The organism is Allobosea sp. 10L417 (assembly GCF_056395485.1).
The window spans coordinates 1-22,988 of sequence record NZ_JBFTJP010000015.1; the positions used below are offsets into that span (position 1 = coordinate 1).

Below are 22,988 nucleotides of genomic sequence, written 5' to 3' on the forward strand. Positions count from 1 at the left end.
CAAGGAATCGCAAAATCTTTGTCCTGTCTGGCAGGAGATGAGCTCGTCGCAGCTCTGTCTGTTCGTATGCAGGTTTCACCGTCCAGCCCGGCATTAGGCCTCGGATCCGACGCCCGTTCAACGGGTAAAGGCGACCGAGGCCACGCATAACCGTGCGTGTCGGCTCGTGACACCTTGAGACCGCAAAATCGGTAGAGTGCGGGCCTAACATTTGGCGAGATCGTCGCGCCATGAAGGAAGGAACGATGCGGCATTCAGCAGCAAAGACCACCAAACGCTTGTTAAGAATCTGAATTGGAAGGGGGTTATTGCCAAGAAATTAGGTGGCGTGCTGCCCGCCTTTCCCGTGATGCGGCGTTCCGGACATCGCAAAAGCGCCACTTGCGCCAGAACCGAACCCTAGCTCCTCGTCCGAAACCGGACCTTCCCGGTGCGGGACGCGATGCGCATTGCACCCAGTTGCGGAGGCCGAATTCGCGCCCACAAACACGACGGCGGCAGCCAAAATACCAGCGGCCATCGGGCGTAGTGCCGGGCCGGCTAAATTACCTGCAACCCAGCTCGCTCAGGCGCTGCCTCTCTGTACAAGAGCATAATCTACATTCTTGATCGCCGCATCGATCGGCGAGCCCTCGATGCGGCAGATCAGCATGTCAGCGGCCGCCCAACCCATCTGATAGCCTTGGGTCCTGATGGTCGTCAGACCGGGAGGGATCTCGGCCGCGATCTCGAAGTCGCCAAATCCTGCAACGGCGAGATCCTCCGGGATCCGCATGCCGCGGCGTTGCGCCTCGAAGATGACACCGACGGCCAGGAGATCCGATGCGCAGAGCACGGCCCGCACACCGCCAGCATCGAGCAACTGCTGCAGCCCGCTCGCTCCTCCACGAAAGCTAGATGCATCCTCCGTCCCGTCCGAAGACACGGGTGAAACCACGATATCGGCCGGCAGGCCCGCCTGACGCAGCGCTTCCAGCGCTCCGTCTCGGCGGGCCTCGTAGCGCCGCAGGCCGGATACGGGGTAGTCGACATATCCGATCCGATCGTAGCCCCTGGCGATCAGGTAGTTCGCAATCTCGGTTCCCGCCTCGCGGTTTCGGAACCCTGTCGCCATGTCGATGATCGGCCCTTCAGTCTCCCAGACCTCGACCACGGGTAGGCCGGAGCCGCGCAGCAGCGCGTAGGTCTCATCGCTGTGGCGGGTGCCCGTCAGCACGAGGCCGTCCGGGCGCCGGCGGATGAACGCCTCTACCGCCGAGGCCTCCGCATCCGGCGAATAGCCGGTGTTTGTGATCATGAACTGATAGGAGGCCTGCCTGAGGCGATCAGCCATGCCCTGAATGCTGTTGGCGTTATTGGAGTTGCGCAGGGATGGCACGACGATCCCGATCATGGCGCTGCGGCCCGAGGCGAGATTGCCGGCGAGCATGTTCGGAACGAAGCCCAGGCGCTCGCCTTCGTTCAACACGCGCGCGCGCGTCCCGGCGCTCACGGCGGACGGGTTCTTGTAGACGCGCGAGACCGTCATAAGCGAGACGCCGGCGGCATGCGCGACATCGGACATGGTGGCCCAGCCCGGTAGTCGCTTCACGGGATCATGGTTCATTGATCGGCTCTGCTGCACGCCTTTTGCGCATCGTTGAGGCTGTTTGAGTCGTACCCTACTTGACAGCGGGCAAAACATAAACCTGGATGTTAGCGATAACGTTAGCGCTAACAAGCGGATTTATCGTGACCGAAGCAGATAGTTTGAAGCAGCGCGTGCTCGGTTGGATCGAGCGTGATCGCGAAGAGATCATCGCCTTCCTCTCGGCGTTCCTGCAGGCCAAGTCGCCGAACCCTCCCGGCGATACGCGGCTCGCTAGCGCCCATGTGGAGCGCTTCCTCACCGAACGCGGATTGCCGTTTCGCGTGTTGAGCGCCCAGGAGCATCTGCCCAACATCGTCGGCTCGGTCTCGGCGGCGCAACCGGGGCGACACCTCGTCCTGAACGGGCATATGGACGTCTTCCCAGCGATCGAGGAATTGCCGGGACAGCGCAGCCAATGGAGCGGCGAAGTCACCGACGGCCGCATATACGGGCGCGGCGCCGCGGATATGAAATGCGGTACGACGGCCTCGATCTACACCTACCGCTACCTTGCCGAGCTGATGCCGGTGCTGCGTGGACGCCTGACGCTGACGGTGGTGTCCGACGAGGAGACCGGCGGCCGCTACGGCACGCGCCACCTCATGGAGTCAATCCCCGAAGAGGTGATCGGCGATTGCTGCCTCAACGGCGAGCCGAGCGGGCTCGCCACGCTGCGCTTCGGGGAAAAGGGCGCACTGCGGATGGCGCTGACGGTTCGCACCCGCGGAGCCCATGGCGCCTACCCGCATCTCAGCGAGAGCGCGATCAAGATTGCCTGTCGTTTGGCGACGGATCTGGAGGCGCTAGCGGAGCTCCTGCCCGAACTGCCGGAAACGGTCAGTGCCGTGATCGGCTCCGCGCCGGCACGTGAGGCGATGAACATCAGCCTCGGCGACGGCGCGGCCGACATCGCCGACCGCACGACGGTGAATATCGGGGTGATCCGCGGCGGGCTCAAGGTCAACATGCTGCCGGACGAGTGCCTGCTCGAAGTCGAGGTCCGGATGCCGCCCGGCCTGAGCATCGAGCGGGTCGAGAGCGAACTCGCCGGCATTATCGCCCGCTATCCGATGGTGACGCGGGAGACGCGGCCGGACCACAGCTATCCCTCGAGCTGGTGCGACCCCGAGGGCGACATGGCCGGCATCTTGCGCGCCAACACACGGCAGGTGACCGGGCGGGAGGCGGTGCCGATCGTCAGCCTCGGCGGTTCGGACGCTCGCTATTGGCGCTGGCGCGGGGTTCCGGCCTATCTCTACGGCCCCTCTCCCAAGACGATGGGCCACCGCGAAGAGCACGTCACGCTCGACGAGCTTTTCGCCGTTCTGCGCGTCCATGCGCTGTCGGCAATCGACTATCTCGCAACCAATAATGGAGGAGAATAATGGCTATGGCTCGGGCTTGTCTTATCGCAGCGGCGCTTCTTCTCGGCGCCCTGCCGGCACCGGCAGCCAATCCGCCGGCGAAGGAGCGGACGGCGACCATCCTGGTCAGGAACGATTCCGTCGGCTTCGACCCGCACAAGTCGACCGGCCGCGGCGCAGCCGAGATCCTGTTCATGATGGCGGACACGCTGGTCTCGGTCGAGGACGACCAAAAGACGCTCCATCCCCTGCTGGCGAAGTCGTGGACCCTGTCCGGTGACGGCCTGACCTATACATTCAATCTGCGCGACGACGTGAAGTTCTGCGATGGCAAGCCGCTCACGGCCGCCGATGTCGTCTATTCGCTGAAGCGTCTGATCGCGCCCGAGACACGGTCCCCGGCCGCCTGGCGCCTCGGCAAGGTCGCCGACATCACGGCCAAGGACGACACGACGGTCATCTACACGCTGAAGGAGCCGCACAACGAGCTCCTGCTTCACCTCGCGCAGAGCTTCGGCTCGATCATCGACCGCGCCAATGTCGAGAAGCTGGGCGCCGATTTCGGCGTCAAGGGCCTGAACGGCACCGGCCCATTCTGCTGGGGCGAGTGGCGTCCGCGCGACCAGTTCGTGCTGACCCGCCACGACGCCTACAAATGGGGGCCGGCGATCTACGACAACAAGGGCCCGGCCAAGGTCGAGGCCATTGTCTGGCGCGTCATTCCCGAGGAGAGCGCGATCCTGGCCGCGATGCAGACGGGCGCGGGCGACATCTCCTATGTCCTGCCGGAATGGTCGATCGATCAGCTCAGCAAGCTCCCGATGCTAACCAAGGCCGAGCCGCGCATCTCGAACTATTCCGCCTATCTGGGCCTGCGTCCGAACCGCAAGATGACGAGCGACCTGCGCGTCCGTCAGGCGATGATCCTGGCGGTCGACCGTGAGGCTCTCGCCAAGAGCATGTGGTTCGGCCAGGCCCGGCCTGCAAAGACGCTCGTCAGCCCCGGCACCATCGACTATTCGGGCGCGACCGAGGCGGGCTACAATCCGACGAAGGCCAAGGCGCTGCTGGACGAAGCCGGCTGGAAACTCGGCAATGACGGCTTCCGCTACAAGGACGGCGAGCGTCTCGCGCCTTCGATCCTGGCCGCTGGCACGGCCGGGTGGCGGTCCCGCCTGGAGGCCATCCAGGGCTACATGAAGCAGGTCGGAATCGACCTGAAGCTCGTCCTGGTCGAGCCCGCGGCCGCGATGGCACAGATCAACACCTCGCCGGACTTCGACGGCTACGCCCTGTTCTCCCCCTACGCCACGGCGGGCGAGGTGCTGATGATGTTCCATTCCGCCAACGTGCCGGCGCCAAACCGATTTAACTGGAAGGACAAGACCACGGACGATCTACTCGCGGCCGGCCAGACCAGCCTCGATGCGACGAAGAAGGCAGAAGCCTATGCCGCCGTCCAGAAGATCGTGGCCGACCAGGCCCTCCTGATCCCCCTGGTGCACGAGCGCCTGTTCCTGTTCTCGACCAGGCGGGTCAAGGGCGTCGATGTACATGGCATCTACAACAGCGCCGTCTACAAGGGCCTCGACATCGAGATCGCGAAGTGAGCGGAACCCTGCTGGCGGAAGGCTTCAAGGCCGAGCCTTATTGGTGGGAGGCCGTGCCCCAGGGCACGGCCGCTCGCCAGCCGGCCCCTGCCGAGGCCGATGTCGTCATCGTCGGCTCCGGCTATGCAGGCCTCTCGGCGGCGATCGCGCTCGCCCGCGCCGGCCGCGAGGTCGTCGTCATTGAGTCTCGCAGCGCAGGCCACGGGGCCAGTACGCGCAGCGTCGGCATGATCGGCGGTCGCCTGCGGCAGGGCTACGCCGCGCTGGCCAGGGATTTCGGGGCGGAGAAGGCGCATGCGCTGCTCAGCGAGACCTGGGGCGCCTATGGCTGGTTCCGCGGCTTCATCCGCGACGAGAACATCGATTGTGACCTCTCGTTGTCGGGCCGGCTGATCTGCGCCTGGACCGCGAGGGACATGGAGTTGCTCAGCCGCCAGGCGGCTTTCCTGACCACGACCTTCGGTATTCCGGCCCAGACCATCGACAAGGGCGGATTGGCCGCGCATGTGGTGACCGATCTCTATCACGGCGCGATGGCGCTGCCCGAGGATGGAGGCATCGACCCCGCAAAGTACCATCTCGGCCTGCTGCGCCTCGCGCGCGCGCAGGGCGTCCAGGTCATCGAACAGACCCCGGTGACGGGGTTGGCCGAGAGCGGCAGGACCACCTCGGTCATGACGGCGGCCGGCGATATCCGCGCTCGGGACGTCATTCTCGCGACCAACGCCTATACCGGACGCGAGCTGCCCTGGTATCGCCGGCGCGTCATCGCCGTCGGGAGCCATATGATCGCAACCGAACCGCTGGCGGCGGGCGTCGTCGAGCGCCTTCTGCCAGGAGGGCAACTGGTCAACGATACGCGCAAGCTCGCATTCGCGTTTCGCGTCAGCCCCGATCGGCGGCGCCTGCTCGTCGGCGGGAGGGCGCTGCAGGTGGACCGCGTCGACCCCGTCGCGATCGCGCGGCGCCTCAAGCAGGTGATGGTGCAGTCCTTTCCCTCGCTCGCCGAGGCTCGCGTCAGCCATGCCTGGGAAGGCCGCGTCGGCTTCACTTTCGACCGCATCCCGCACATCGGCAGACGGGGCAACATTCATCATGTGCTCGGGTGCAACGGCTCGGGGATCGTGATGGGCAGCTATCTCGGCCGCTGCACAGCCGAGTTGGTCCTGTCCGGCCATTCGACGAGCCATTTCGCCCGGCAGGAGCTGCCGAGCCGTCCCTACTACAACGGCATCCCCTGGTTCATGGCGCCGATGACCATGGCCCTGTCACTGCAGGACAGGGCGCGGTCCTGGCTCCGCTGATCCCGACCCATTGTTCAATTCAGGAGAACGAGATGACATTTTCTTTGATCGCCCGCGATGAAAAGACGGGGATGTTCGGCATCGGCATCGCCACGTCGAGCATTGCCGTCGGAAACCGCTGCCCCTGGGCCCGCGCCAAGGTCGGTGCCGTGACCTCGCAGCACCGCAGCGACATCCGCCTCGGCCCGAAGGGGCTCGACTTCCTGTCGGCCGGGCTCAGCGCCGAGGAGACCGTGCGTCGCCTCATCGACGAGAGCGAATTTCCTGATCAGCGCCAGGTCGCAGCGATCGACCGGAACGGCGGAACGGCATTTTATACCGGGCCAAAGATCCCTTCGATCAATTCGGGCTATCAGGGTTTCAACTGCGTCTCGACCGGCAACGTGATCGCGAACCGCGACGTGCCCAAGGCGATGGTCGAATATTTCGAGGGCGCCGCTGGCGTGCCGTTCGTCGAGAAACTGCTGGGCGCGATCGACGCCGGCCTGGCCGCGGGGGGCGAGACGCAGCCGATCATGTCGGCCGCTCTCCTCGTCGTCGACGAGCAGGACTGGCCGCTGGTCGATCTGCGCGTCGACCTCGAGCCCGAGCCGCAGGCGAAGCTGCGTCAGCTCTGGCAGGCCTATGAGCCGCAGCTCGAACACTTCCTCGTGCAGGTCCTGCGCCCGAACGACGTCAAGCCTCGCCAGGCCCCCGAGCCGGTTCAGGCCTGATCGCAAGCGAGCCCGAAAGGCAGTCCCATGCTGAGATACACGGCGCAGCGCCTGCTGCTTGCGGTCCCGGTGGTTTTTGGCGTCCTGCTGATCGGGTTCACCCTGCTCAACCTCGTCCCGTCGGATCCGGCAACCGTGCGCGCCGGGCCGACGGCCAGCGCCGCGGTCATCGCCCAGATTCGCAGCGAAATGGGGCTGGACCGCCCGCTCTGGGAGCAATTCCTGCGCTATGTCAGCAGCATCCTGCAAGGCGATCTCGGCACATCGCTGGTCAACAACATGTCAGTGGCGGAAGAACTGTCCCGTTCTTTCCTGGCGACGCTGGAGCTAATGGCCCTCTGCCTGGTCTGGGCCGTGCCGCTGGCGATCCTCCTCGGTGTCGCCGCCGCGGTAGCGAGAGGCGGCTTCCTCGACCGGCTGATCATCGGCGGGGCCGTCGCCGGCATTTCCCTGCCCGTCTTCCTGATCGGCATGGTCCTGCTGTGGATCTTCGGCTTCCAGATGCAATGGCTGCCCTTTACCGGGCGCGGCGGCCCGCTCTGGACCCTCGACGGCTTTCGCCATGCGGTGCTGCCCTCGCTATGCCTGGGCCTGATCTTCGTCGGCCCGGTCGCGCGGATCACGCGCACCTCCATGCTCGAGGTCTTGGGGGCAGACCACATCCGGACGGCGCGGGCCAAGGGGTTGGAGGAGCGCCTGATCGTCGGACGCCATGCGTTGCGCAATGCCATGATCCCGGTGACGACGTTGATCGGGCTCCAGATCGGCTATCTGATGGGCGGCGCCATCGTCACGGAGACGATCTTCTCATGGCCGGGCGTCGGCCGCCTCGCCGTGGGCGCGATCGTCGCCAACGACCTTCCTGTGGCCCAGGGCGCGATCATCGCCCTGGCTCTCGGTTTCATCGCGATCAACATCATTGTCGATCTGCTCTATGCCGTGCTCGATCCGAGGATCCAGGCCCGATGACACTGGTACCGGGCTCCGCCCTTCCGCAGAGAAATCATGCGCGGCTGCTGCGACGCCTCGCGGCCGATCCGCTTGCCGCCGCCGCCCTCGGCATGCTCGTCGTGTTGGCAGCCGGGGCGCTGTTCGCACCGGTCCTGGCGCCATACGACCCGCTTCGGATCGAGATGACGCAGGTGATGCAGCCCCCGAGCGCGGCCCATTGGTTCGGCACCGACGGCCAGGGGCGAGACATCTTCAGCCGCGTTCTGTTCGGCCTTCGGCTCACCGGTCTGATGGGCTTCTGCGCGATCGCCATCGGCGGCGCACTGGGCACCGCGGCGGGAATGCTGGCAGCGTTCTATCCGCGGCTGGACGGGCTGATCATGCGCCTGATGGACGTGCTGCTCTCGTTCCCGGCCATTCTGTTCGGGCTCGCGATCGCCGCGATCATCGGCGCGGGCACGCAGTCGGTGATCATCGCACTGGCGATCTCCACCATCCCGCTCATGGCGCGGATCGCTCGCGGCGCGGCGCTGACGGTCATCGCACAAGACTATATCGCCGCCGGACGGGTCATCGGCCTGACGGATAGAGGACTGCTGGTTCGCTACATCCTGCCGAATTGCCTCTCGACCATCGTCGTCTTCCTGACGCTTCGGCTCGGTCAGGCCATCCTCCTCGCAGCCTCGCTCGGCTTTCTCGGCCTCGGCACGCAGCCGCCGGCGCCTGAGCTTGGAACAATGGCGGCTCAAGGCATCAATTTCTTCTTCTTCGCGCCGCATGTTGCGATCATCCCGAGCCTTGTGATCTTCGCTCTCGTCCTGGCGACCAATGTGCTGGGTGACTTCCTGCGCGACATCCTTGATCCAAGACTTCGCGGGTAAAGACGCTTCGAGCCGAGCGGACAGACGGCAGGCTGGCGCCATTTGCGGACATTAGGGCTCTGCCCGAAAGCGGACGGTTACCTCCGGCGTTCTGAAGACCGCCTCCACAGTTTCAAACATTGCTCCTTGCAGTGCCGCCTGGCTCGGCGTCATCCTGCAAGATGTTCGACACATGCTCGATACCGCCGGCGGGCGCAGCCGATTGGCAGCGGAAAATGTCTCTGCGCCATGCAGTTCACCTTGCCTCGCCGGACATCGAGAAGATTTTCAGCGCCGGCTGGTGGCAGCTCAACCAGATGCTTTCGCCCGGCCTGGCGTCCTGGCCGCCGCGCTGCTCGATGGTGACGAGGTCTCCGTTGGCGAGTTTGCAATGAACATATCGCGTGCTGCCGAGATATTCGGCGAACTCGACCCGTGCCGGCAGCGCATTGTCCTGGCTGTCCGTGATCGCCCAGTGTTCAGGGCGGATGCCGAGCTTGATCGCCTCCTGCGGCGCGGCGGGCATGGGGCGGTCGAGCGCGATCTCCGTTCCTGCGATGCTGACCCGGTTCGCGGTCAGGCAGGTTGCGTCGATGATGGTCATGCGCGGCGAGCCGATGAAGCCCGCGACGAAGAGATTGGCGGGATGCTCATAGACCTCCCTGGGCGAGCCGACCTGCTCGATCCTGCCGTCACGCAGCACCACGATGCGGTCGGCCAGCGTCATCGCTTCGGTCTGGTCGTGCGTGACGTAGATCATCGTGTTGCCGAGTTCGCGATGCAGACGCGCGATCTCGACGCGCATGCTGACGCGCAACTCGGCATCGAGATTGCTGAGCGGCTCGTCGAAGAGGAAGACCAGCGGTTTGCGCACGATCGCGCGTCCAATCGCGACGCGCTGCCTCTGCCCGCCCGAAAGTTGGCCGGGCCGGCGCTCCAGCAAGGGGCCGATCTTGAGGATCTCGGCCGCCGCCTCGACCTGCCGCCGGATCTCGGCCGCAGGCGTTTTTGCGATCTCCAGGCCGAAGGCCAGATTCTCGCGTACGCTCATATGCGGGTAGAGCGCATAGGACTGGAAGACCATGGCGATCCCGCGCTTGGCCGGGTCGAGATCCGTCACGTCCCGGCCTGCGATCAGGATGTCGCCGTCGGTGACCTCTTCCAGCCCAGCGATCATGCGCAGCAAGGTCGACTTGCCGCAGCCGGACGGTCCGACGAAGACGACGAATTCGCCGCCCTCGACCTTGAGGTCGAGGTCATGGATGACGTCGACCGAGCCGAAGCTCTTGCGCACGCCCTTCAGTTCGATGGTGGCCTTGTCCTGCGCCGGATCGTGCTGCGCGTTCATCGGCCGCCCCTGATCCAGACCAGCATCTCGCCGGGTTCGCGATTGTCCCAGAGGTGATAGGGCACGAGGCGCGCCGTCGTCGCGGCATGATCCGGCGGATGCGTATCGTAGAGGCGCCCCTCCCGTCGCGGCCATTGCTCGCGCCGCACCGGGAGATCGATCGCCACTGCCCCGCCGAGATCGGGCATCTGAACCGTCTTGGCGCCAGAGAGGTCCGCCGGCGCGATCAGGGCGTTGAGGTCGGCGGCATTGTCGACCTCCTCGGCGCAATAGATCAGCGGCCCGCGCGCGATCGCGACCCGGCCGAGATCGGCCTTGACCGCCGGATGGGCATGGAGCGCGCGCACCGGCATCGGCAGGTCGAGCGCGAGCCGGTCGCCATCCTTCCATTCACGGGCGAGATGCACATAGCCATCGCGGCCCTCCGTCATCGGCACAGTCTCGCCATTCAGCGTGACGGAGGCTTGACCGCACCAGCCAGGCATCCGCAGGGACAAGGTGAACTGCACCGGCCGATCCAGCCCGATGGTGACGGCCACCTTTCCGTCAGCCGGATAGTTCGTATCCTGCGTGAGCGTCACCACCTCCGCGCCGACACTGAGCCGCGCCGTGCTGGCGCCGTAGAGATGCACGGCGATTCCGTCCGCCGAGACGCCGTACATATAACTGCCGATCGCCGTCACCGTGCGGGCGATGTTGGGCGGGCAGCAGGGGCAGCGATGCCATGTCCAGCGATGATGGCCTCCGCGGCTCTCCAGCGGGTTGTCGTAGAAGAAGCGCGATCCGTCGATCGAAAGCCCCGACAGCGCGCCGTTGTAGAGCGCCTGCTCCATGATGTCGGCGTAGCGCCGATCCGGCCCGCGCCCGAGCATGCGGCTCGCCCACATCGCCAGCGCCACCGCCGCGCAGGTCTCGGCATAGGCGCTTTCGTTGGGCAGGTCGTAATAGTCGGTGAAGCCTTCGTTGCTGGCCGCCGGGCCGATGCCACCGGTGACATACATCTGCTTGGAGGTCAGGTCCTCCCAGAGCCCGCCCAGCGCCGCCGTCAGGCTGTCGTCGCCGAACTCGGTCGCGACATCGGCCATGCCGGAATAGAGATACATGGCCCGAACCGCATGGCCGACGACCTTGCCCTGGTCGCGCACCGGCAGATGCGACTGGTTGTAGAGATAGGTCTTGTGGCGCCATTGGGCGGGATCGACGCCGCGCGCCGCCGCCTCGACATCAAAGTAATGCGGCTGCTGGCCACGCTGCTCGACGAAATAGCGCGCGAGGTCGAGATAGCGCTGCTCGCCGGTGGCGCGACCGAGCCGGATCAGCGCGAGCTCGATCTCCTCATGCCCGCAATAGCCGGGCTTCTGGCCGGGCTTCGGCCCGAAGGTTGCGTCGATATGGTCGGCATAGCGGCACATCACGTCGAGCAGCCTGCGCCTGCCGGTGGCGTGGAAATAGGCCACCGCCGCTTCCATCAGATGGCCGGCGCAATAGAGCTCGTGGCAGTCGCGCAGATTGGTCCAGCGCCGGCCCGGCTGCATCCTGACGAACCAAGAGTTCATGTAGCCGTCCGGCTGCTGGAGGCCTGCGAACATCTCGATAATCGCGTCCATCTTCGCTTCGAGATCGGCATTGGGCTTGCGGTAGAGCGCATAAGCCGCAGTCTCGATCACCTTGGCGACGTCCGAATCCCAGAACATCTGGACGTTGACGGTGTCGGGTGCGCCATCCGCGCGCATGTGCCAGGGCATCTTCACCGGCGGCACCGGCCGGGCCGGATCGATCTGGTCGAACATGCCGGCCGCGACGCAGCGGTCATAGAGGATCATCGCCGTCCTGTCGGCGACGGCGTCGATGCGCTCGCCCCAGAAGCCGCGAACATCGACGTCGGGCACGGCTGGCGGCCTGTAGCCGCTGGCCCGGGGCTGGTCGTGAGAGGTCATGATGTCACCGCTTGGTTGTCGAGAAGGTTCACTTGACGGCGCCCGCGGTGAGCCCGCGGATGTAGTAGCGCTGCAGCAGAAGGAAAAGTGCGAGGCACGGCGCCATCATCAGCATCACGCCGGACTGGACCGCGCCCCAGTCGATGGTGCCGAACTGCCCGGAACGGACGGCCGCCATCATCACCGGCAGGGTGTATTTCTTCTGATCGGTCAGCAGGATCAGCGCTGCCAGGAACTCGTTCCAGGAGGCCAGGAAGGCGAAGATCGCGACCGTCGCCACGCCCGGCAGCACGAGCGGCAGCATCACCTTGCGCAGCATCAGCAGGACCGAGGCGCCATCGACGCGGGCGGCGTCCTCGATCTCCTTCGGCACGGCGTCGAAGGCGTTGCGCATCATGAAAATCGAGAACGGCAGATGCAGCGTCACATAGATCAGGACGATGCCGGGGAGCGTGTTTTGCAGGCCGAGCTTGGTCAGGATCAGGAAGAGCGGCGTCAGGATCGACTGGAACGGGATCATCACCGTCGAGATGATCAGCACGAACAGGACGTTCTTCAGCGGGAACTTGAAGCGCGAGAAGCCATAGCCCGCCAGCAGGCTGATAATGACCGTGACGACCACGGTCGCCGCGGCAACGATCAGGCTGTTGCCGGCATAGGTCCAGATGCCGACGCCGTATTTCGCCAGATTCTCGTAGCTTTGCGTGCTGAAGCCCTCGACTGGCCAGGGCGGCAGCGGCGGGCGCGCGGCTTCCGCCGAGGATTTGAACGAGACCAGTGCGCTCCAGGCGATAGGCGCGATGAAGAGGAGCGATATGAACAGGCCGATCGCATGATAGCGCGTCGCGGCGAAAAGGCGGCGTCGAGCAGTGGCCACCTTACGGACCTGGCGCGCGGACATCATGCGCCCTCCGGCGTACGCAGCAGGCGCAGTTGCACGACGCTGATGGTGACGAGGATGAGCAGCAGCACCATCGACATCGCCGCGCCGTAGCCGAGGCGGAAGGAGACGAAGGATTGGCTGAAGATCCAGTAGACGGCGGTGACCGTGCTGTTCTGCGGCCCGCCATCGGCGATGATGTAGAACTGGTCGAACGCAAGCATCGAACCGGCTACCGAGAGGATCAGCGCCAAGGCGATCGTCCGCCGCATGAGCGGCAGGGTGATGCGGCGGAAGCGCTGCCAGGACGAGGCGCCATCCATGCGCGCCGCCTCCTGGACCTCCGAGGAGATGCCCTGCAGACCGGTGAGCAGAATGATCATGTTGAAGCCGGCCGTCTTCCACACGACCATGGCGGTGATCGACCAGAAAGTCGTGTCAAAGGAAGCGAGGAGATTGACCGGCCTTTCCGTCAGCCCAAGCCGGTAGGCCAGCGGCGAGAACAGGCCGACATCGACATTCATCAACCAGGCCCAGAGCAGGCTCGCCGAGCCGAAGCCGATCACGACGGGCAGGAAGATCGCCGTGCGGTAGAGCTTGATCAGCGGCCGCGCCTTTTCGGCGAAGAGCGCGAGAGGGAAGGCGACGGCGAAGATCGCGATGGTGACGATCACCGTGTAATAGCCGGTGAAACGCATCGCGTTCCAGAAGCGCTGGTCGCCCATGAGGTTGAGGTAGTTGGCGAGGCCGATGAAGCGCGGCCGGCCGAGCAGCGGCCAGTTGTGCAGCGACATCCAGAACGCCATCCCGAGCGGGACGAGGAAAAAGACAGTCACGAGCAGCACCGCGGGCGCCACGAACAGCAGCCCGGCCATTTGCTGGCGGCGCAGGCGCGAGCCGCGCCGCGTGGCGGATCGTTGCAGGGCGGGAACGGGCTGGGTCATCTCGAATGATCCGGCAAGGTTTGGAGGGCGGGCTCCGGCAGGCGCTGCGTCATTCCGGGACGGCTCGCAGGGCCGGGCCTGGAACCCAGAGCCGATGTCATCGGAATTGAAGTCGAGCGTCATCCGCAGCCTCCCCATCGGACGCATCGGTTCTGGGTTCCGGGCTCGCTGCTGCGCAGCGCCCCGGAACGACGAGGGCGGCGAGCTATCGCCCGCTTACTTCCCCGACTGGTCGATGATCGACTGCATCGTCTTCTCGGCCTTGACGAGCGAGCCCTGCACATCGTTGCCGAAGAACACCTCGTTGAGCATCTGCTTCCACGGGCCAGTACTGCTGTTGATGATGTCGTTGTAGACCGGCGACGAAGGCGTCCGGCCAATCTTCATCGCTTCGGTCGCGATCAGATAGCGCTGGTCGAGGTCCTTCACCGCCTCGGGCGCGACGTCGGCCCGCGTCGGCAGGCTACCGAGCTTGGCCAGCAGGGTCTGGCCTTCGAGGGAATAGACGAAGGTCAGGAATTCCTTCACGGCGGGGAGGTTTTTGCGACCCGCGGTGACCACGAAATTATCGCCGCCGGCGAACGAGGCTTTGCCGCCGGTTTTGCCCGGCAGGAAGGTCACGCCGAACTCCACCTTGGGGTAGTTCTTGACGAGATTGCCGATCGCGAACGCCCCGATCGGCGACATACCGATCCGGTCAGTGGCGAAGCCGCCGAAGAAATTCGAGCCGGGATCGGTCTTGGCGCTCTCGGGCACATAGCCCTTGGCGACGAGGCCGCGATAGAGCGCCACCGCATCGTGCATCTGCGGCGTGTTTAACGTCGCCTTCTTGCCGCCATCGGACAGGATCTGGCCGCCTGATGCCCAGACCAGCGGCATGAAGGTGAAGGCGTTACAGCCACCGCAGGCACCGGAGAAATAGAAGCCGCGTATGTCGCTGCCGATCGCGTTGACCTTGCCGGCATAGTCCTCGATCTCGGCCCAGTTGGTGGGACCCTTCTCGGGGTCGAGGCCGGCCTGCTTGAACAGCTTCTTGTTCCAGAGCATCACCGAAGCGTCGGCCGACATCGGCACGCCGTAGATCCGGCCTTCATAGGTTCCGGCTCCGAGATGAGCCTTGGAGAGCTGGTCGAAGAAGGGGAAGCCCTTTACCAGGTCGGTCAGGTCCTCGAGTTGCCCGGACGCGGCGAAGGCCGGCGTATAGACGAGATCGAGCGAGAGCAGGTCCGGCGCCGAGCCACCGGCAGCCGAGATCGCGTATTTCTGCACCATCTCGGTATTCGGGACGATCTGCAGCTCGATCTGCGTCTTGTGTGCGGCGTTGAACGCCTTCACCAGCGAAGGCATGAAGGCCTCGCTGCTTGAGCGCGACCACATCGTCAGTTTCTGCTGTGCCAGGGCTGTGCCGGCCGATGCCTGCACGGCAACGAGGGCGAGCAAGGCTGCCTTGAATCCCTTCATCTGTGTCTCCTCCGATTGCGGCCCTGGTTTTTGTGGCCGTTTTTGTTCGCGTATGGGGCTCGCTAGGACGAGCGTATGATCAGGCTGCAGGGTAGCTTCCAGACTCCTGTTTCGATCGCCTCGCCATTGACCAGCCGCACCAACGCCAGCCCGGCCTGCCGGCCCAGTTCCTTCAGGTTCATATCGACCGTCGTCAGCGGCGGGCGCGTCTCCTTGGCGACGATCTCCCAATTGTCGAAGCCGACCACCGAGACGTCGCGGGGCACGTTCACCCCGCGCTCGCGCAGCGCGTCCACCACGCCCCGTGCGATCTGGTCATTGCCGCAGAAGATGCCGTCCGGTTTCTCGTTGCCAGACCATAGGGCCTCGACCGCCTGATGGCCCCAATGCTCGGACCAAGAGCCGAACAGGACCTTGTCCTCGGCCGAGACCCCGGCCTCTGCGAGCGCCTGCGTGCAGGCGAGCGCCCGTTCATGCACCACCTCGAATTCGGACGGGCCGGTGATATGGGCGATACGACGGCGCCCTTGAGCCAGCAGATGATTCGCCGCCGCCGTCGCACCCTGGTGGTCATCCGGGACCAGTGTGACACCATCGCTCGGGCCGGCGGTCAGCGCATAGACGACGGGCACGGAAAGATGGGCGAGATCCACCGGCAGCGGCTTGTCGATGCGCTTGCCGGTCGCGATGATACCGTCGACCTGCTTGTCGAGCATGGCATCGACATGAATCCTGGCGAGGTCGGGATTGTCACCGATCGCGCAGAGGAAGACCGATACGCCGTGGTCGATCAGCCCTTCTGAGATCCCGGCCATCAGCGGCAGGGTGAAACGGCCATAGGTATCGTTCGTCAGCAAGCCGACGCTGAAGCTGCGCTTGCGTGTCAGACTTCGCGCCAGAGCGTTGGGCCGGAAGCCGAGCTCCCGAGCGACTCGCTTGATGCGGTCGCGCGTTTCGAGGGAGACGCGCCCGGTGTCGTTGAGCGCCTTCGAGGCCGTGGCGGTGCTGACGCGCGCAGCTTGCGCCACGTCGTAAATCGTCACCCGCTCGCTCGACACTGTGCTTGACATTCGCCGCATTGACCTGAGAAACCGGTTTCTCAAGTGGCTTACCAAAGATATGCGCAATGAGAAACCGCTTTCTCAATCTCGATTGCAGTTCTTCTGATTCCTGCGGGTGCCCTGGGCTCTTGTGCCTGCCGTCCGGCGCCGCGAATTCCTCCCGAACTTGACCAAGCGCATGAAACCGATCCGTCTCGCCCTGGTCGGGCTCGGCAAGATCGCGCGCGACCAGCACCTGCCGGCGATCGCGGCCACGCCCGGAATCGAGCTCGTCGCGGTGGCGAGCCGCAATGCGCGTCTGGATGGCGTCGATGGTTTCGCGACGGTCGAGGAGCTTCTGGCCGACGTCGCCGATGTCGATGCGGTCGCGCTATGCACGCCGCCCATGCCGCGGCGCGATCAAGCGCTGGCGGCGCTCGCTGCCGGAAAGCATGTCCTGCTGGAGAAACCGCCCGGCGCTGCCGTGAGCGAGCTCGCTCCCTTGAGGATGCTGGCGGAGCAGCGGGGTCGGACGCTCTTCGCCGCCTGGCATTCGCGCTTCGCTCCCGCGGTCGAGCCGGCGCGCGCCGTTCTGGCGCGGCATCGGGCCTGCCGCGTCACGATTCTCTGGAAGGAGGATGTTCGCGTCTGGCACCCGGGGCAGGACTGGATCTTCGAGCCCGGCGGCCTTGGCGTGTTCGACCCCGGCATCAATACGCTCTCGATCCTGACGGCGATCCTGCCTGAGCCGGTCTTCATGGCCGGCGCCAAACTGGATTTCCCGGCCAACCGGGAAGCGCCCATCGCGGCGGAACTCGAACTCGCGACCGCGTCGGGCTTGCCGATCCACGCAGTATTCGATTTTCGCCAGAGCGGCGAGCAGATCTGGTCCATCGAGGTCGAGACCGATGTGGGTCGCCTCGTGCTGAGCGCGGGCGGAGTCCAGCTGAGCCATAATGGCGAGGCTCTCGTCGACGAGCCGGAGCAGGAGTATCGCGGCGTCTATCACCGCTTCGTCGAGCTGGTCCGCTCCGGCGCCAGCGATGTCGATACTGTGCCGCTGGCGCTGCTGGCCGACGCGTTCATGCTCGGCCGGCGATCCATCGTCGAAGATTTCGCGTGGTGAGAACGAGGTTGCCCGAGATGTCGGAGCCTATTTCGCGCGATGTTTTTGGGGACCTGCCCGACGGGCGCCCGGTCGAGCGCATCACGCTTCGCGGCGAGGCCGGCTTCGCCACCTCGATCATCACCTGGGGCGCGGCCGTGCAGGCTCTCTGGGCGCCGCATCGCGACGGGCGGTGCGACGACGTGGTACTCGGCCACGACACGCTGGAGCCCTATCTGACGCGGCGGGATTTCTTCGGGGCGACGGTCGGGCGCTATGCCAACCGCATCGCCGGCGCGACCTTCACGCTCGACGGCGTCCGGCACGAACTCGACGCCAATGACGGCAGGAACACTCTGCATGGTGGCGCGGATGGCTTTGACCGGATGCTCTGGACCGTCGAGAGCATCGGTTGCGACCCGATGCCGTCGCTGACGCTCAGCCATACGAGCCCGGATGGGGCGGGCGGCTTTCCGGGCGCCCTGGCGGCGCGGGTCCATTTCCGGCTCACCGGCCCGCAGGAACTGACGATCGCATTCGAGGCGACGGCCGATCGCCCGACGATCCTCAGCCTGACGCATCACGGCTACTTCAACCTCGGCGGGGCGGTCGGCGGCGGCGACATCCTGGATCACGAACTGACGCTGTTCGCCAATCGCTATCTGCCGGTCGATGCCGGCCTGATCCCGCTCGGCGCACCAGCGAATGTCGCCGGTACACCATTCGACTTCCGCTCGCCACGGACGATCGGCGCCGCCATCCGCGCCGACCACGAACAATTGCGGCGCGCTCGCGGATACGACCACTGCTTCGTCCTGGCCGACGAGGTCTCGGCCGCGCCGCGGCTCGCGGCCCGCGTCGTCGACCCGGTCTCCGGCCGTGCCCTCGACCTGATCACCGACCAGCCTGGCCTACAGTTCTACTCGGGCAACTTTCTCGATGGCGGTTCGGGAGGGAAAGGCGGGCGCCTCCATCGCCAGTCCGAGGCCTTCTGTCTTGAACCACAAGCTTGGCCAAACGCACCCAACCGGCCGGACTATCCGTCCACGAGACTGGATGCAGGCGAAGCCTACCGCCGCAGCACGACCTTTCGTTTTCATACGGTCTAGGTTCGCCAAAAGCTGTGTCGTTGCCGTCGAGCGCCAAGAGCTGACTTCAACTCAGCGCCAGGAAGCGGAGTATGCACGTGCTAGCAGCGCAGCGGAAAGTTCCCCCGCTCGCCGCGACCGAAGAAAGTAGGTGGGACCTGTCCGCGCTCATCTGAAATTGCATCATTCAGCCTTTTCCGGCTCTCGCGACCACTCTGCCCACCCGTTCGGCGAAACCGCACGCATCGGCGGGGGGCTCGTCATCGAGCACGCGGGCGGTGTCGAGGAGAAGATGAGCGATGTCAGCGCGCAGGGCACCAAAACAATCGGCCGGAAGCGGCCATCGAGGAACGGTTTAACGAGACCGGGCCCCTGCAGCCAAGCCCGCTCAGCCCTTACCCTGAGTGAGTCGGGCGGTTCAGTAGTTCTTGCGAGATCAGCTTCGCAACCCCGGTGACGGCGGTGCGCAGCGTCTCGATGCGCGAGCGATCTTGGATGCGCAGAAAAGGGATGCTGACCGCTGCCACAACCTTGTTCTGCCGATCATGAACCGGAGCTGCGACCGCCATCACGCCAACTGAGAATTCACCATCGTCGAGGGCCGAGCCTGACCGCCTGATCTGGGCGAGACTCCTGCCGATCTCCTCGGGTTCGCACATCGTCCTGTCTGTATAGCGCGGCAGTGGACTGTTCAGGATCCGAGCAATGTCGCCGCCGTCCATATGAGCAAGCAAGATCCGGCTGGCTGCGCCGGCATGCAGCGGCAGGCGCCGACCAGGTTTGACGGTCAGCCCATAGGCGCCGGAACTATGCGCAACCGCGATGACCAGGACGCCGTCGCCATCCAGCACCGAGAGCTTGCTCGCCTCGCCTGTGGCTTGAGAAAGGCGCTCGAGATGAGTGTTGGCGAGTTTGACCAGCTCGGAATCATGCCCGGTCACGACATTGGCGGCCAGGGACAGAAGACGCGGCCCGAGCAGGTAGGAGCCCGAAACGCTCCTCCTGACGACGTCTCGCGCCTCAAGGGTATTCAGGATGCGGTAGACGGTCGAGCGCGGCATATCGAGAAACTCGCTCAACTCGCGGATCGAGGTGCCGGCCGGGCGCCGCTCTATGATCTCCAGCAGGTCGAGCATGCGCTCGATCACCGGAACCTGGTTTCCCTCGCGCCGCTTCGTGCCCGCCGCGTCGGTCGCTTCGCTCATCGTGATCAACCTTGTCTCCCTTGCGGCCGGCGCCGCTGCAGGACGTCGGCGGCGGTGTCAAACTTTAGCCGGCCGAGGCAACCGACGCCCAGCATCGATTTACAATTGACAGCCCGAACAATCGGCAGATGATTACACAGGAACTGATAAAGTTCAAATGGGAACTGATAACCGCTGGTGCTCCTCGCGTCGTCCGATGCGACGGGGGACGGACCGGCCGCGAGGAACGACATGACGGGCACTACAACGAACGGCTTCAGGATCATGCACACGATGATCCGGGTCGGAGACCTGGATCGCTCGGTTGCATTCTACTCGCGGCATTTTGGCATGACCGTCGTCAAGAAAGTCGATGTGCCCGAGGCGAAATACACCAACGTCTTCATCGGCTACGGCCGCGAGTCGAATGATCCGATGATTGAGCTGACATATAATTACGGCATATCAACCTACGAACCGGGCAACGGCTTCGGCCATCTCGCGATCGGTGTCCGCGACCTCCACGGTGTGTGCCAGGCATTGCGGGAGGCCGGCGTTCGGATCGTGCGCGAACCCGGACCGCTCAAGTTCGGCACCGTGCACATCGCCTTCATCGACGATCCGGACGGCTACCGCATCGAGCTGATCGATCTCGGCACCGGCGATTACGCGGGGCCCGCCGCCTGAACCGAGGCGGCCTTCAGGGTGACACTTCAACCACAGTTCCAACAGATCGGCACCCGAGCCGGCTCCCGTGAGGACACGACCATGACGGCTTGCAGCCCCGAAACGATCCAGTTGCTGAAGCGTGTGCCGACGGCGGCGATCACCGGCATCCTGCTGAAGAAATACGGGCTGCGCATGCGCGCCATTCCGGGCATCGGTCCGATCGATCCGGCCCATTGCCGCTTCGTCGGCCCGGCCTTCACCCTGCGCTATGTCCCGATGCGCGAGGATATCGCCTTGACGGTCGACATCGGCAATCCCGCCAATGCGATGCTGCAGGCGACGCAGCAGATCCCGGCCGGCAGCGTGTTCGTCATGGACATGTGCGGCGTCGGCGCTGTCGGTGGGCTAGGCGACGTGCTGACCACCCGCATGAAGGTGCGCGGCGTGGTCGGCGTCGTCGCCGATGGCGGCATGCGCGATGTCAGCGAGATCCGAGCCTTGGGGATGCCGACCTTCTGCAAGGGGCCGGCCGCCCCGGCGAGCCCCTCGGCGCTCATCCCGATGGCGATCCAGCAGCCGATCGGCTGCGGCGGCGTGCTCGTCTTCCCCGGCGACATCATCGTGGGCGACGAGGATGGGGTGGCCGTCATTCCGGTTCATCTGGCCGCCGAGGTGGCCCAAATGGGCGTCGACAAGGAGGCGCTGGATGGATGGGTCCGCGACCGCGTCGCTGAGGGCGGCGACATTCTCGGTCTGTATCCGCCGAACGAGGCGAACCTGGCCAAGTTCGAGGCCTGGAAGGCAATGCAGGGTTGATCTTCCGGCAGCCTTCAGAAGCAGAACATGCGCGTCCACATCCAGAACCATCCCGATGACGGCAATCCGCGTGCGACGCTGGCTCAGTGGCAGGACGCGGTGGCGAGGGCCGGGCAAAAGGCTCATGGCCTGGAGATCAGCTTCGGCGAAACCGCAGCCGATTTCGCAGCCGTCATCGGCGAAGTCGACGCACTGATCACCACCTCCCGGGTGGTGCAGAATTACCTGCCCTCCGCCGAGCCGACGCAACTCAAGCTGATCTTCCTCACCCATGCCGGGGTCGATTCACTGGCGAAGGGCCGCTTTATTCCGGCGGGCGTTACGCTGCTGAACAACAGCGGCGCCCATGGCGTCAAGGCGGCCGAATACGCTCTGATGGCCGTGCTGATGCTGGCCAACCACATGCCGCTTTTTGCGGGGCAGCAGCGCGAGGGCCGCTGGCACCGGAAGCTGGCCTCCTCGGTGGCTGGCCGCCGGGCGACGATCGTCGGCCTGGGCGCCATCGGCGGCGTGATCGCGCAGCGCCTGAAGGAGCTCGGCCTGCATGTCACCGGGGTCAGGACGAAGGCCGAGCCGCACCCGCATTGCGACGACGTCATCGCGACGGATGATCTTGACCGCATCCTGCCCGGCACCGAATTCCTTGTCCTGATCGCGCCGTTGACGCCCCAGACGACGCATCTGCTGGACCGAAGGCGGATCGCGCTGCTGCCTCCGCAGGCCGGCGTGGTCAATATCGGCCGAGGCGAACTCGTGGAGCAGGATGCCCTGCTCGATGCACTGGATGCCGGCGCGCTGGCAGGCGCGGTTCTAGACGTGGCGACGCCGGAGCCGGTCCCGGCCGGGCACAGGCTCTGGACAACGCCCAATCTCGTCCTGACGCCGCATATGTCGTCCGGCGACCCACTGACCTACATCCCGCGCAGCCTCGATATCTTCCTAGACAATATCGAGGCCTTCCGTGCGGGCCGCCCCCTTCCCAACGCCGTCGATCTTGCACGCGGCTACTGAACCGGACGGGTCTTCTCATGCGCTTCAAGCCTTTCGGCAAGACCGGCCTTTCCCTTTCGCAGATCGCGCTCGGCGGCCATGAATTTCTGAAGAGCGGGCTGTCGCGCGGTTTCAACGAGAACTTCGCCCAGGCCGTCACACGCGGATATGTCGCGCCGGGTTTCGGCGGGCCCAAGCGGCTCGAGATCCTGAAGGCGGCCTATGATCTCGGCATCAACCTCTTCGACGTCACGATTGACTCGGAGAAGGAGGCGCTGGGTCGCAACCTGTCCGAACTGCCGCCGCCCTATCCGGTCTATGTCCAGACCCGCCCCGAAGGCATGTGCTACGGCTACGATCCCGGCAACCGGCAGATGCTCGACTACTCATTGTTGCGAGCCGAGACCGAACGCGTTCTGAAGCTGATCCGCCGCCAGATCGTCGACTTCTTCAATATCGGCCTGATCAATGGATCGATCGACGAGACGCCGGACTATATGGCGCGCCTCGCCGACAATCTCGCCCGCCTCAAGCAGGACGGCCTGATCCGTTTTGCAGTGGCCGACTCCCATGCCGGTGAAAGGCTTTACCTCGCCGAGCTGGGCTCCGGCGGCTTCGATGCGGTCAATCTCGATCTCAGCCTCGGCGAGTTCGACGGTTTGCACGCAGTGGTTCCACGCGCGCGGGAACTCGGCCTCGGCGTCATCGCGCGGGAGGTCTTCTTCAAGGGGGAACTGTTTCCGATCGCCGAAGAGGTGGGATTGACCGACCGTGCGGCCGTGGCGCGAACCGCGCTGGCCTGGGTCGGCCGCCAGGACACGGACGTGATCATACTTGGCGTCGACAATGCAGAGCAATTGCGGGCCAACGCCGCGACCCTCGACGCTGGACCAGCGGCTCTCGACGAGAACCTGCAGTCCAGGCTCCAGGCGGGCGCCGGCTTCAAAGCCTATCGCGACAGACGAACGGAGCTGTTTTTCGAGCGCCGATAAACGGCCGCCATCGCAGACGCATCGGGCCCGCCCCGATGCAAGCAAATTCTTGACAGGCCGCGCCCGACCGCCCACGATCATAACAGAACACGATCTATTCAA

At 65.1% G+C, this 22,988-nt stretch carries 20 protein-coding genes; 12 read left to right on the forward strand and 8 right to left on the reverse strand.

The annotated features are described in order from the left end of the window. Positions 1–565: 565 nt before the first annotated feature. The gene (locus AC1DE3_RS25630; RefSeq protein ID WP_476780770.1) at positions 566–1,606 is read right to left on the reverse strand and encodes a LacI family DNA-binding transcriptional regulator; all 1,041 of its coding nucleotides are present in this window, start codon (positions 1,604–1,606) and stop codon (positions 566–568) included. Between the two features lie 125 nt (positions 1,607–1,731). Between AC1DE3_RS25630 and AC1DE3_RS25635 the strand changes: the two genes are divergently transcribed. From AC1DE3_RS25635 to AC1DE3_RS25660, 6 genes are read left to right on the forward strand one after another with little or no spacing between them, the layout of a single operon-like run. Next, positions 1,732–3,015 carry a M20/M25/M40 family metallo-hydrolase gene (locus tag AC1DE3_RS25635; RefSeq protein ID WP_476780769.1) on the forward strand — a complete coding sequence of 428 codons (1,284 nt, stop codon included), beginning with the start codon at positions 1,732–1,734 and terminating at the stop codon, positions 3,013–3,015. Continuing rightward, entirely contained in the window at positions 3,015–4,604 is a 1,590-nt protein-coding gene (locus AC1DE3_RS25640; RefSeq protein WP_476780768.1) for an ABC transporter substrate-binding protein, read from the forward strand. The genes AC1DE3_RS25635 and AC1DE3_RS25640 overlap by 1 nt, the downstream gene beginning before the upstream one ends. Next, a complete protein-coding gene (locus AC1DE3_RS25645; RefSeq protein ID WP_476780767.1) occupies positions 4,601–5,908 on the forward strand; it encodes an NAD(P)/FAD-dependent oxidoreductase in 1,308 nt (435 codons plus the stop codon). The genes AC1DE3_RS25640 and AC1DE3_RS25645 overlap by 4 nt, the downstream gene beginning before the upstream one ends. 32 nt (positions 5,909–5,940) lie before the next feature. Further along, positions 5,941–6,621, forward strand: coding sequence for a DUF1028 domain-containing protein (locus AC1DE3_RS25650; protein ID WP_441509724.1), 681 nt, complete (start codon positions 5,941–5,943; stop codon positions 6,619–6,621). A gap of 27 nt (positions 6,622–6,648) precedes the next feature. Continuing rightward, positions 6,649–7,590, forward strand: coding sequence for an ABC transporter permease (locus AC1DE3_RS25655; protein WP_476780766.1), 942 nt, complete (start codon positions 6,649–6,651; stop codon positions 7,588–7,590). After that, positions 7,587–8,453, forward strand: a complete 867-nt coding sequence (locus AC1DE3_RS25660) for an ABC transporter permease (protein ID WP_441509722.1) — start codon at positions 7,587–7,589, stop codon at positions 8,451–8,453. Before AC1DE3_RS25655 ends, AC1DE3_RS25660 begins: the two co-directional genes overlap by 4 nt. Before the next feature lie 235 nt (positions 8,454–8,688). On the opposite strand, the gene AC1DE3_RS25665 is transcribed toward AC1DE3_RS25660, so the two are convergent. From AC1DE3_RS25665 to AC1DE3_RS25690, 6 genes are all read right to left on the reverse strand, one after another. Continuing rightward, complete coding sequence (locus tag AC1DE3_RS25665) at positions 8,689–9,780, reverse strand: ABC transporter ATP-binding protein (protein ID WP_441509721.1); 1,092 nt, start codon at positions 9,778–9,780, stop codon at positions 8,689–8,691. Next, on the reverse strand, positions 9,777–11,717 hold the full coding sequence (locus AC1DE3_RS25670) for a glycoside hydrolase family 127 protein (protein ID WP_476780765.1): 1,941 nt from the start codon (positions 11,715–11,717) through the stop codon (positions 9,777–9,779). The genes AC1DE3_RS25665 and AC1DE3_RS25670 overlap by 4 nt, the downstream gene beginning before the upstream one ends. 28 nt (positions 11,718–11,745) lie before the next feature. Next, positions 11,746–12,621 (reverse strand): carbohydrate ABC transporter permease, encoded by an 876-nt coding sequence (locus AC1DE3_RS25675; RefSeq protein WP_476780764.1) that lies wholly within the window; start codon positions 12,619–12,621, stop codon positions 11,746–11,748. Next, a complete protein-coding gene (locus AC1DE3_RS25680) occupies positions 12,618–13,541 on the reverse strand; it encodes a carbohydrate ABC transporter permease (RefSeq protein ID WP_476780763.1) in 924 nt (307 codons plus the stop codon). Before AC1DE3_RS25680 ends, AC1DE3_RS25675 begins: the two co-directional genes overlap by 4 nt. 216 nt (positions 13,542–13,757) lie before the next feature. After that, positions 13,758–15,002, reverse strand: coding sequence for an ABC transporter substrate-binding protein (locus AC1DE3_RS25685; protein ID WP_476780762.1), 1,245 nt, complete (start codon positions 15,000–15,002; stop codon positions 13,758–13,760). Positions 15,003–15,064: 62 nt separating this feature from the next. Continuing rightward, positions 15,065–16,081, reverse strand: coding sequence for a LacI family DNA-binding transcriptional regulator (locus AC1DE3_RS25690; RefSeq protein WP_476780761.1), 1,017 nt, complete (start codon positions 16,079–16,081; stop codon positions 15,065–15,067). 160 nt (positions 16,082–16,241) lie between these two features. Here AC1DE3_RS25690 and AC1DE3_RS25695 point away from each other — a divergent pair, with 160 nt between their 5' ends. Both AC1DE3_RS25695 and AC1DE3_RS25700 read left to right on the forward strand, forming a co-directional pair. Next, the gene (locus tag AC1DE3_RS25695) at positions 16,242–17,168 is read left to right on the forward strand and encodes a Gfo/Idh/MocA family protein (protein ID WP_476780760.1); all 927 of its coding nucleotides are present in this window, start codon (positions 16,242–16,244) and stop codon (positions 17,166–17,168) included. Positions 17,169–17,185: 17 nt separating this feature from the next. After that, entirely contained in the window at positions 17,186–18,256 is a 1,071-nt protein-coding gene (locus AC1DE3_RS25700) for an aldose epimerase family protein (RefSeq protein WP_476780759.1), read from the forward strand. 374 nt (positions 18,257–18,630) lie between these two features. On the opposite strand, the gene AC1DE3_RS25705 is transcribed toward AC1DE3_RS25700, so the two are convergent. Then, complete coding sequence (locus AC1DE3_RS25705) at positions 18,631–19,383, reverse strand: IclR family transcriptional regulator (protein ID WP_476852864.1); 753 nt, start codon at positions 19,381–19,383, stop codon at positions 18,631–18,633. A gap of 234 nt (positions 19,384–19,617) precedes the next feature. Between AC1DE3_RS25705 and gloA the strand changes: the two genes are divergently transcribed. The 4 genes from gloA to AC1DE3_RS25725 all read left to right on the forward strand — a co-directional run bounded on the left by gloA (position 19,618) and on the right by AC1DE3_RS25725 (position 22,886). Further along, positions 19,618–20,106 carry a lactoylglutathione lyase gene (gene gloA, locus AC1DE3_RS25710; RefSeq protein WP_476852865.1) on the forward strand — a complete coding sequence of 163 codons (489 nt, stop codon included), beginning with the start codon at positions 19,618–19,620 and terminating at the stop codon, positions 20,104–20,106. Between the two features lie 81 nt (positions 20,107–20,187). Further along, the gene (locus AC1DE3_RS25715) at positions 20,188–20,904 is read left to right on the forward strand and encodes an RraA family protein (RefSeq protein WP_476780756.1); all 717 of its coding nucleotides are present in this window, start codon (positions 20,188–20,190) and stop codon (positions 20,902–20,904) included. A 27-nt stretch (positions 20,905–20,931) separates the two neighbouring features. Further along, positions 20,932–21,915 (forward strand): D-2-hydroxyacid dehydrogenase, encoded by a 984-nt coding sequence (locus tag AC1DE3_RS25720; RefSeq protein ID WP_476780755.1) that lies wholly within the window; start codon positions 20,932–20,934, stop codon positions 21,913–21,915. Positions 21,916–21,932: 17 nt separating this feature from the next. Then, complete coding sequence (locus tag AC1DE3_RS25725; protein WP_476780754.1) at positions 21,933–22,886, forward strand: aldo-keto reductase family protein; 954 nt, start codon at positions 21,933–21,935, stop codon at positions 22,884–22,886. The last annotated feature ends 102 nt before the right edge of the window (positions 22,887–22,988 follow it).

Excerpts from the sequence above, each read along its gene's own strand:
- AC1DE3_RS25700 (WP_476780759.1), top strand. The coding sequence starts at position 17,186 with ATGTCGGAGCCTATTTCGCGCGATGTTTTTGGGGACCTGCCCGACGGG.
- AC1DE3_RS25650 (WP_441509724.1), top strand. The coding sequence starts at position 5,941 with ATGACATTTTCTTTGATCGCCCGCGATGAAAAGACGGGGATGTTCGGC.
- AC1DE3_RS25640 (WP_476780768.1), top strand. The coding sequence starts at position 3,015 with ATGGCTATGGCTCGGGCTTGTCTTATCGCAGCGGCGCTTCTTCTCGGC.
- AC1DE3_RS25675 (WP_476780764.1), bottom strand. The coding sequence starts at position 12,621 with ATGATGTCCGCGCGCCAGGTCCGTAAGGTGGCCACTGCTCGACGCCGC.
- AC1DE3_RS25665 (WP_441509721.1), bottom strand. The coding sequence starts at position 9,780 with ATGAACGCGCAGCACGATCCGGCGCAGGACAAGGCCACCATCGAACTG.
- AC1DE3_RS25725 (WP_476780754.1), top strand. The coding sequence starts at position 21,933 with ATGCGCTTCAAGCCTTTCGGCAAGACCGGCCTTTCCCTTTCGCAGATC.
- AC1DE3_RS25655 (WP_476780766.1), top strand. The coding sequence starts at position 6,649 with ATGCTGAGATACACGGCGCAGCGCCTGCTGCTTGCGGTCCCGGTGGTT.
- AC1DE3_RS25695 (WP_476780760.1), top strand. The coding sequence starts at position 16,242 with ATGAAACCGATCCGTCTCGCCCTGGTCGGGCTCGGCAAGATCGCGCGC.
- AC1DE3_RS25715 (WP_476780756.1), top strand. The coding sequence starts at position 20,188 with ATGACGGCTTGCAGCCCCGAAACGATCCAGTTGCTGAAGCGTGTGCCG.
- AC1DE3_RS25660 (WP_441509722.1), top strand. The coding sequence starts at position 7,587 with ATGACACTGGTACCGGGCTCCGCCCTTCCGCAGAGAAATCATGCGCGG.
- AC1DE3_RS25685 (WP_476780762.1), bottom strand. The coding sequence starts at position 15,002 with ATGAAGGGATTCAAGGCAGCCTTGCTCGCCCTCGTTGCCGTGCAGGCA.
- AC1DE3_RS25670 (WP_476780765.1), bottom strand. The coding sequence starts at position 11,717 with ATGACCTCTCACGACCAGCCCCGGGCCAGCGGCTACAGGCCGCCAGCC.
- AC1DE3_RS25690 (WP_476780761.1), bottom strand. The coding sequence starts at position 16,081 with ATGCGGCGAATGTCAAGCACAGTGTCGAGCGAGCGGGTGACGATTTAC.
- AC1DE3_RS25630 (WP_476780770.1), bottom strand. The coding sequence starts at position 1,606 with ATGAACCATGATCCCGTGAAGCGACTACCGGGCTGGGCCACCATGTCC.
- AC1DE3_RS25720 (WP_476780755.1), top strand. The coding sequence starts at position 20,932 with ATGCGCGTCCACATCCAGAACCATCCCGATGACGGCAATCCGCGTGCG.
- AC1DE3_RS25680 (WP_476780763.1), bottom strand. The coding sequence starts at position 13,541 with ATGACCCAGCCCGTTCCCGCCCTGCAACGATCCGCCACGCGGCGCGGC.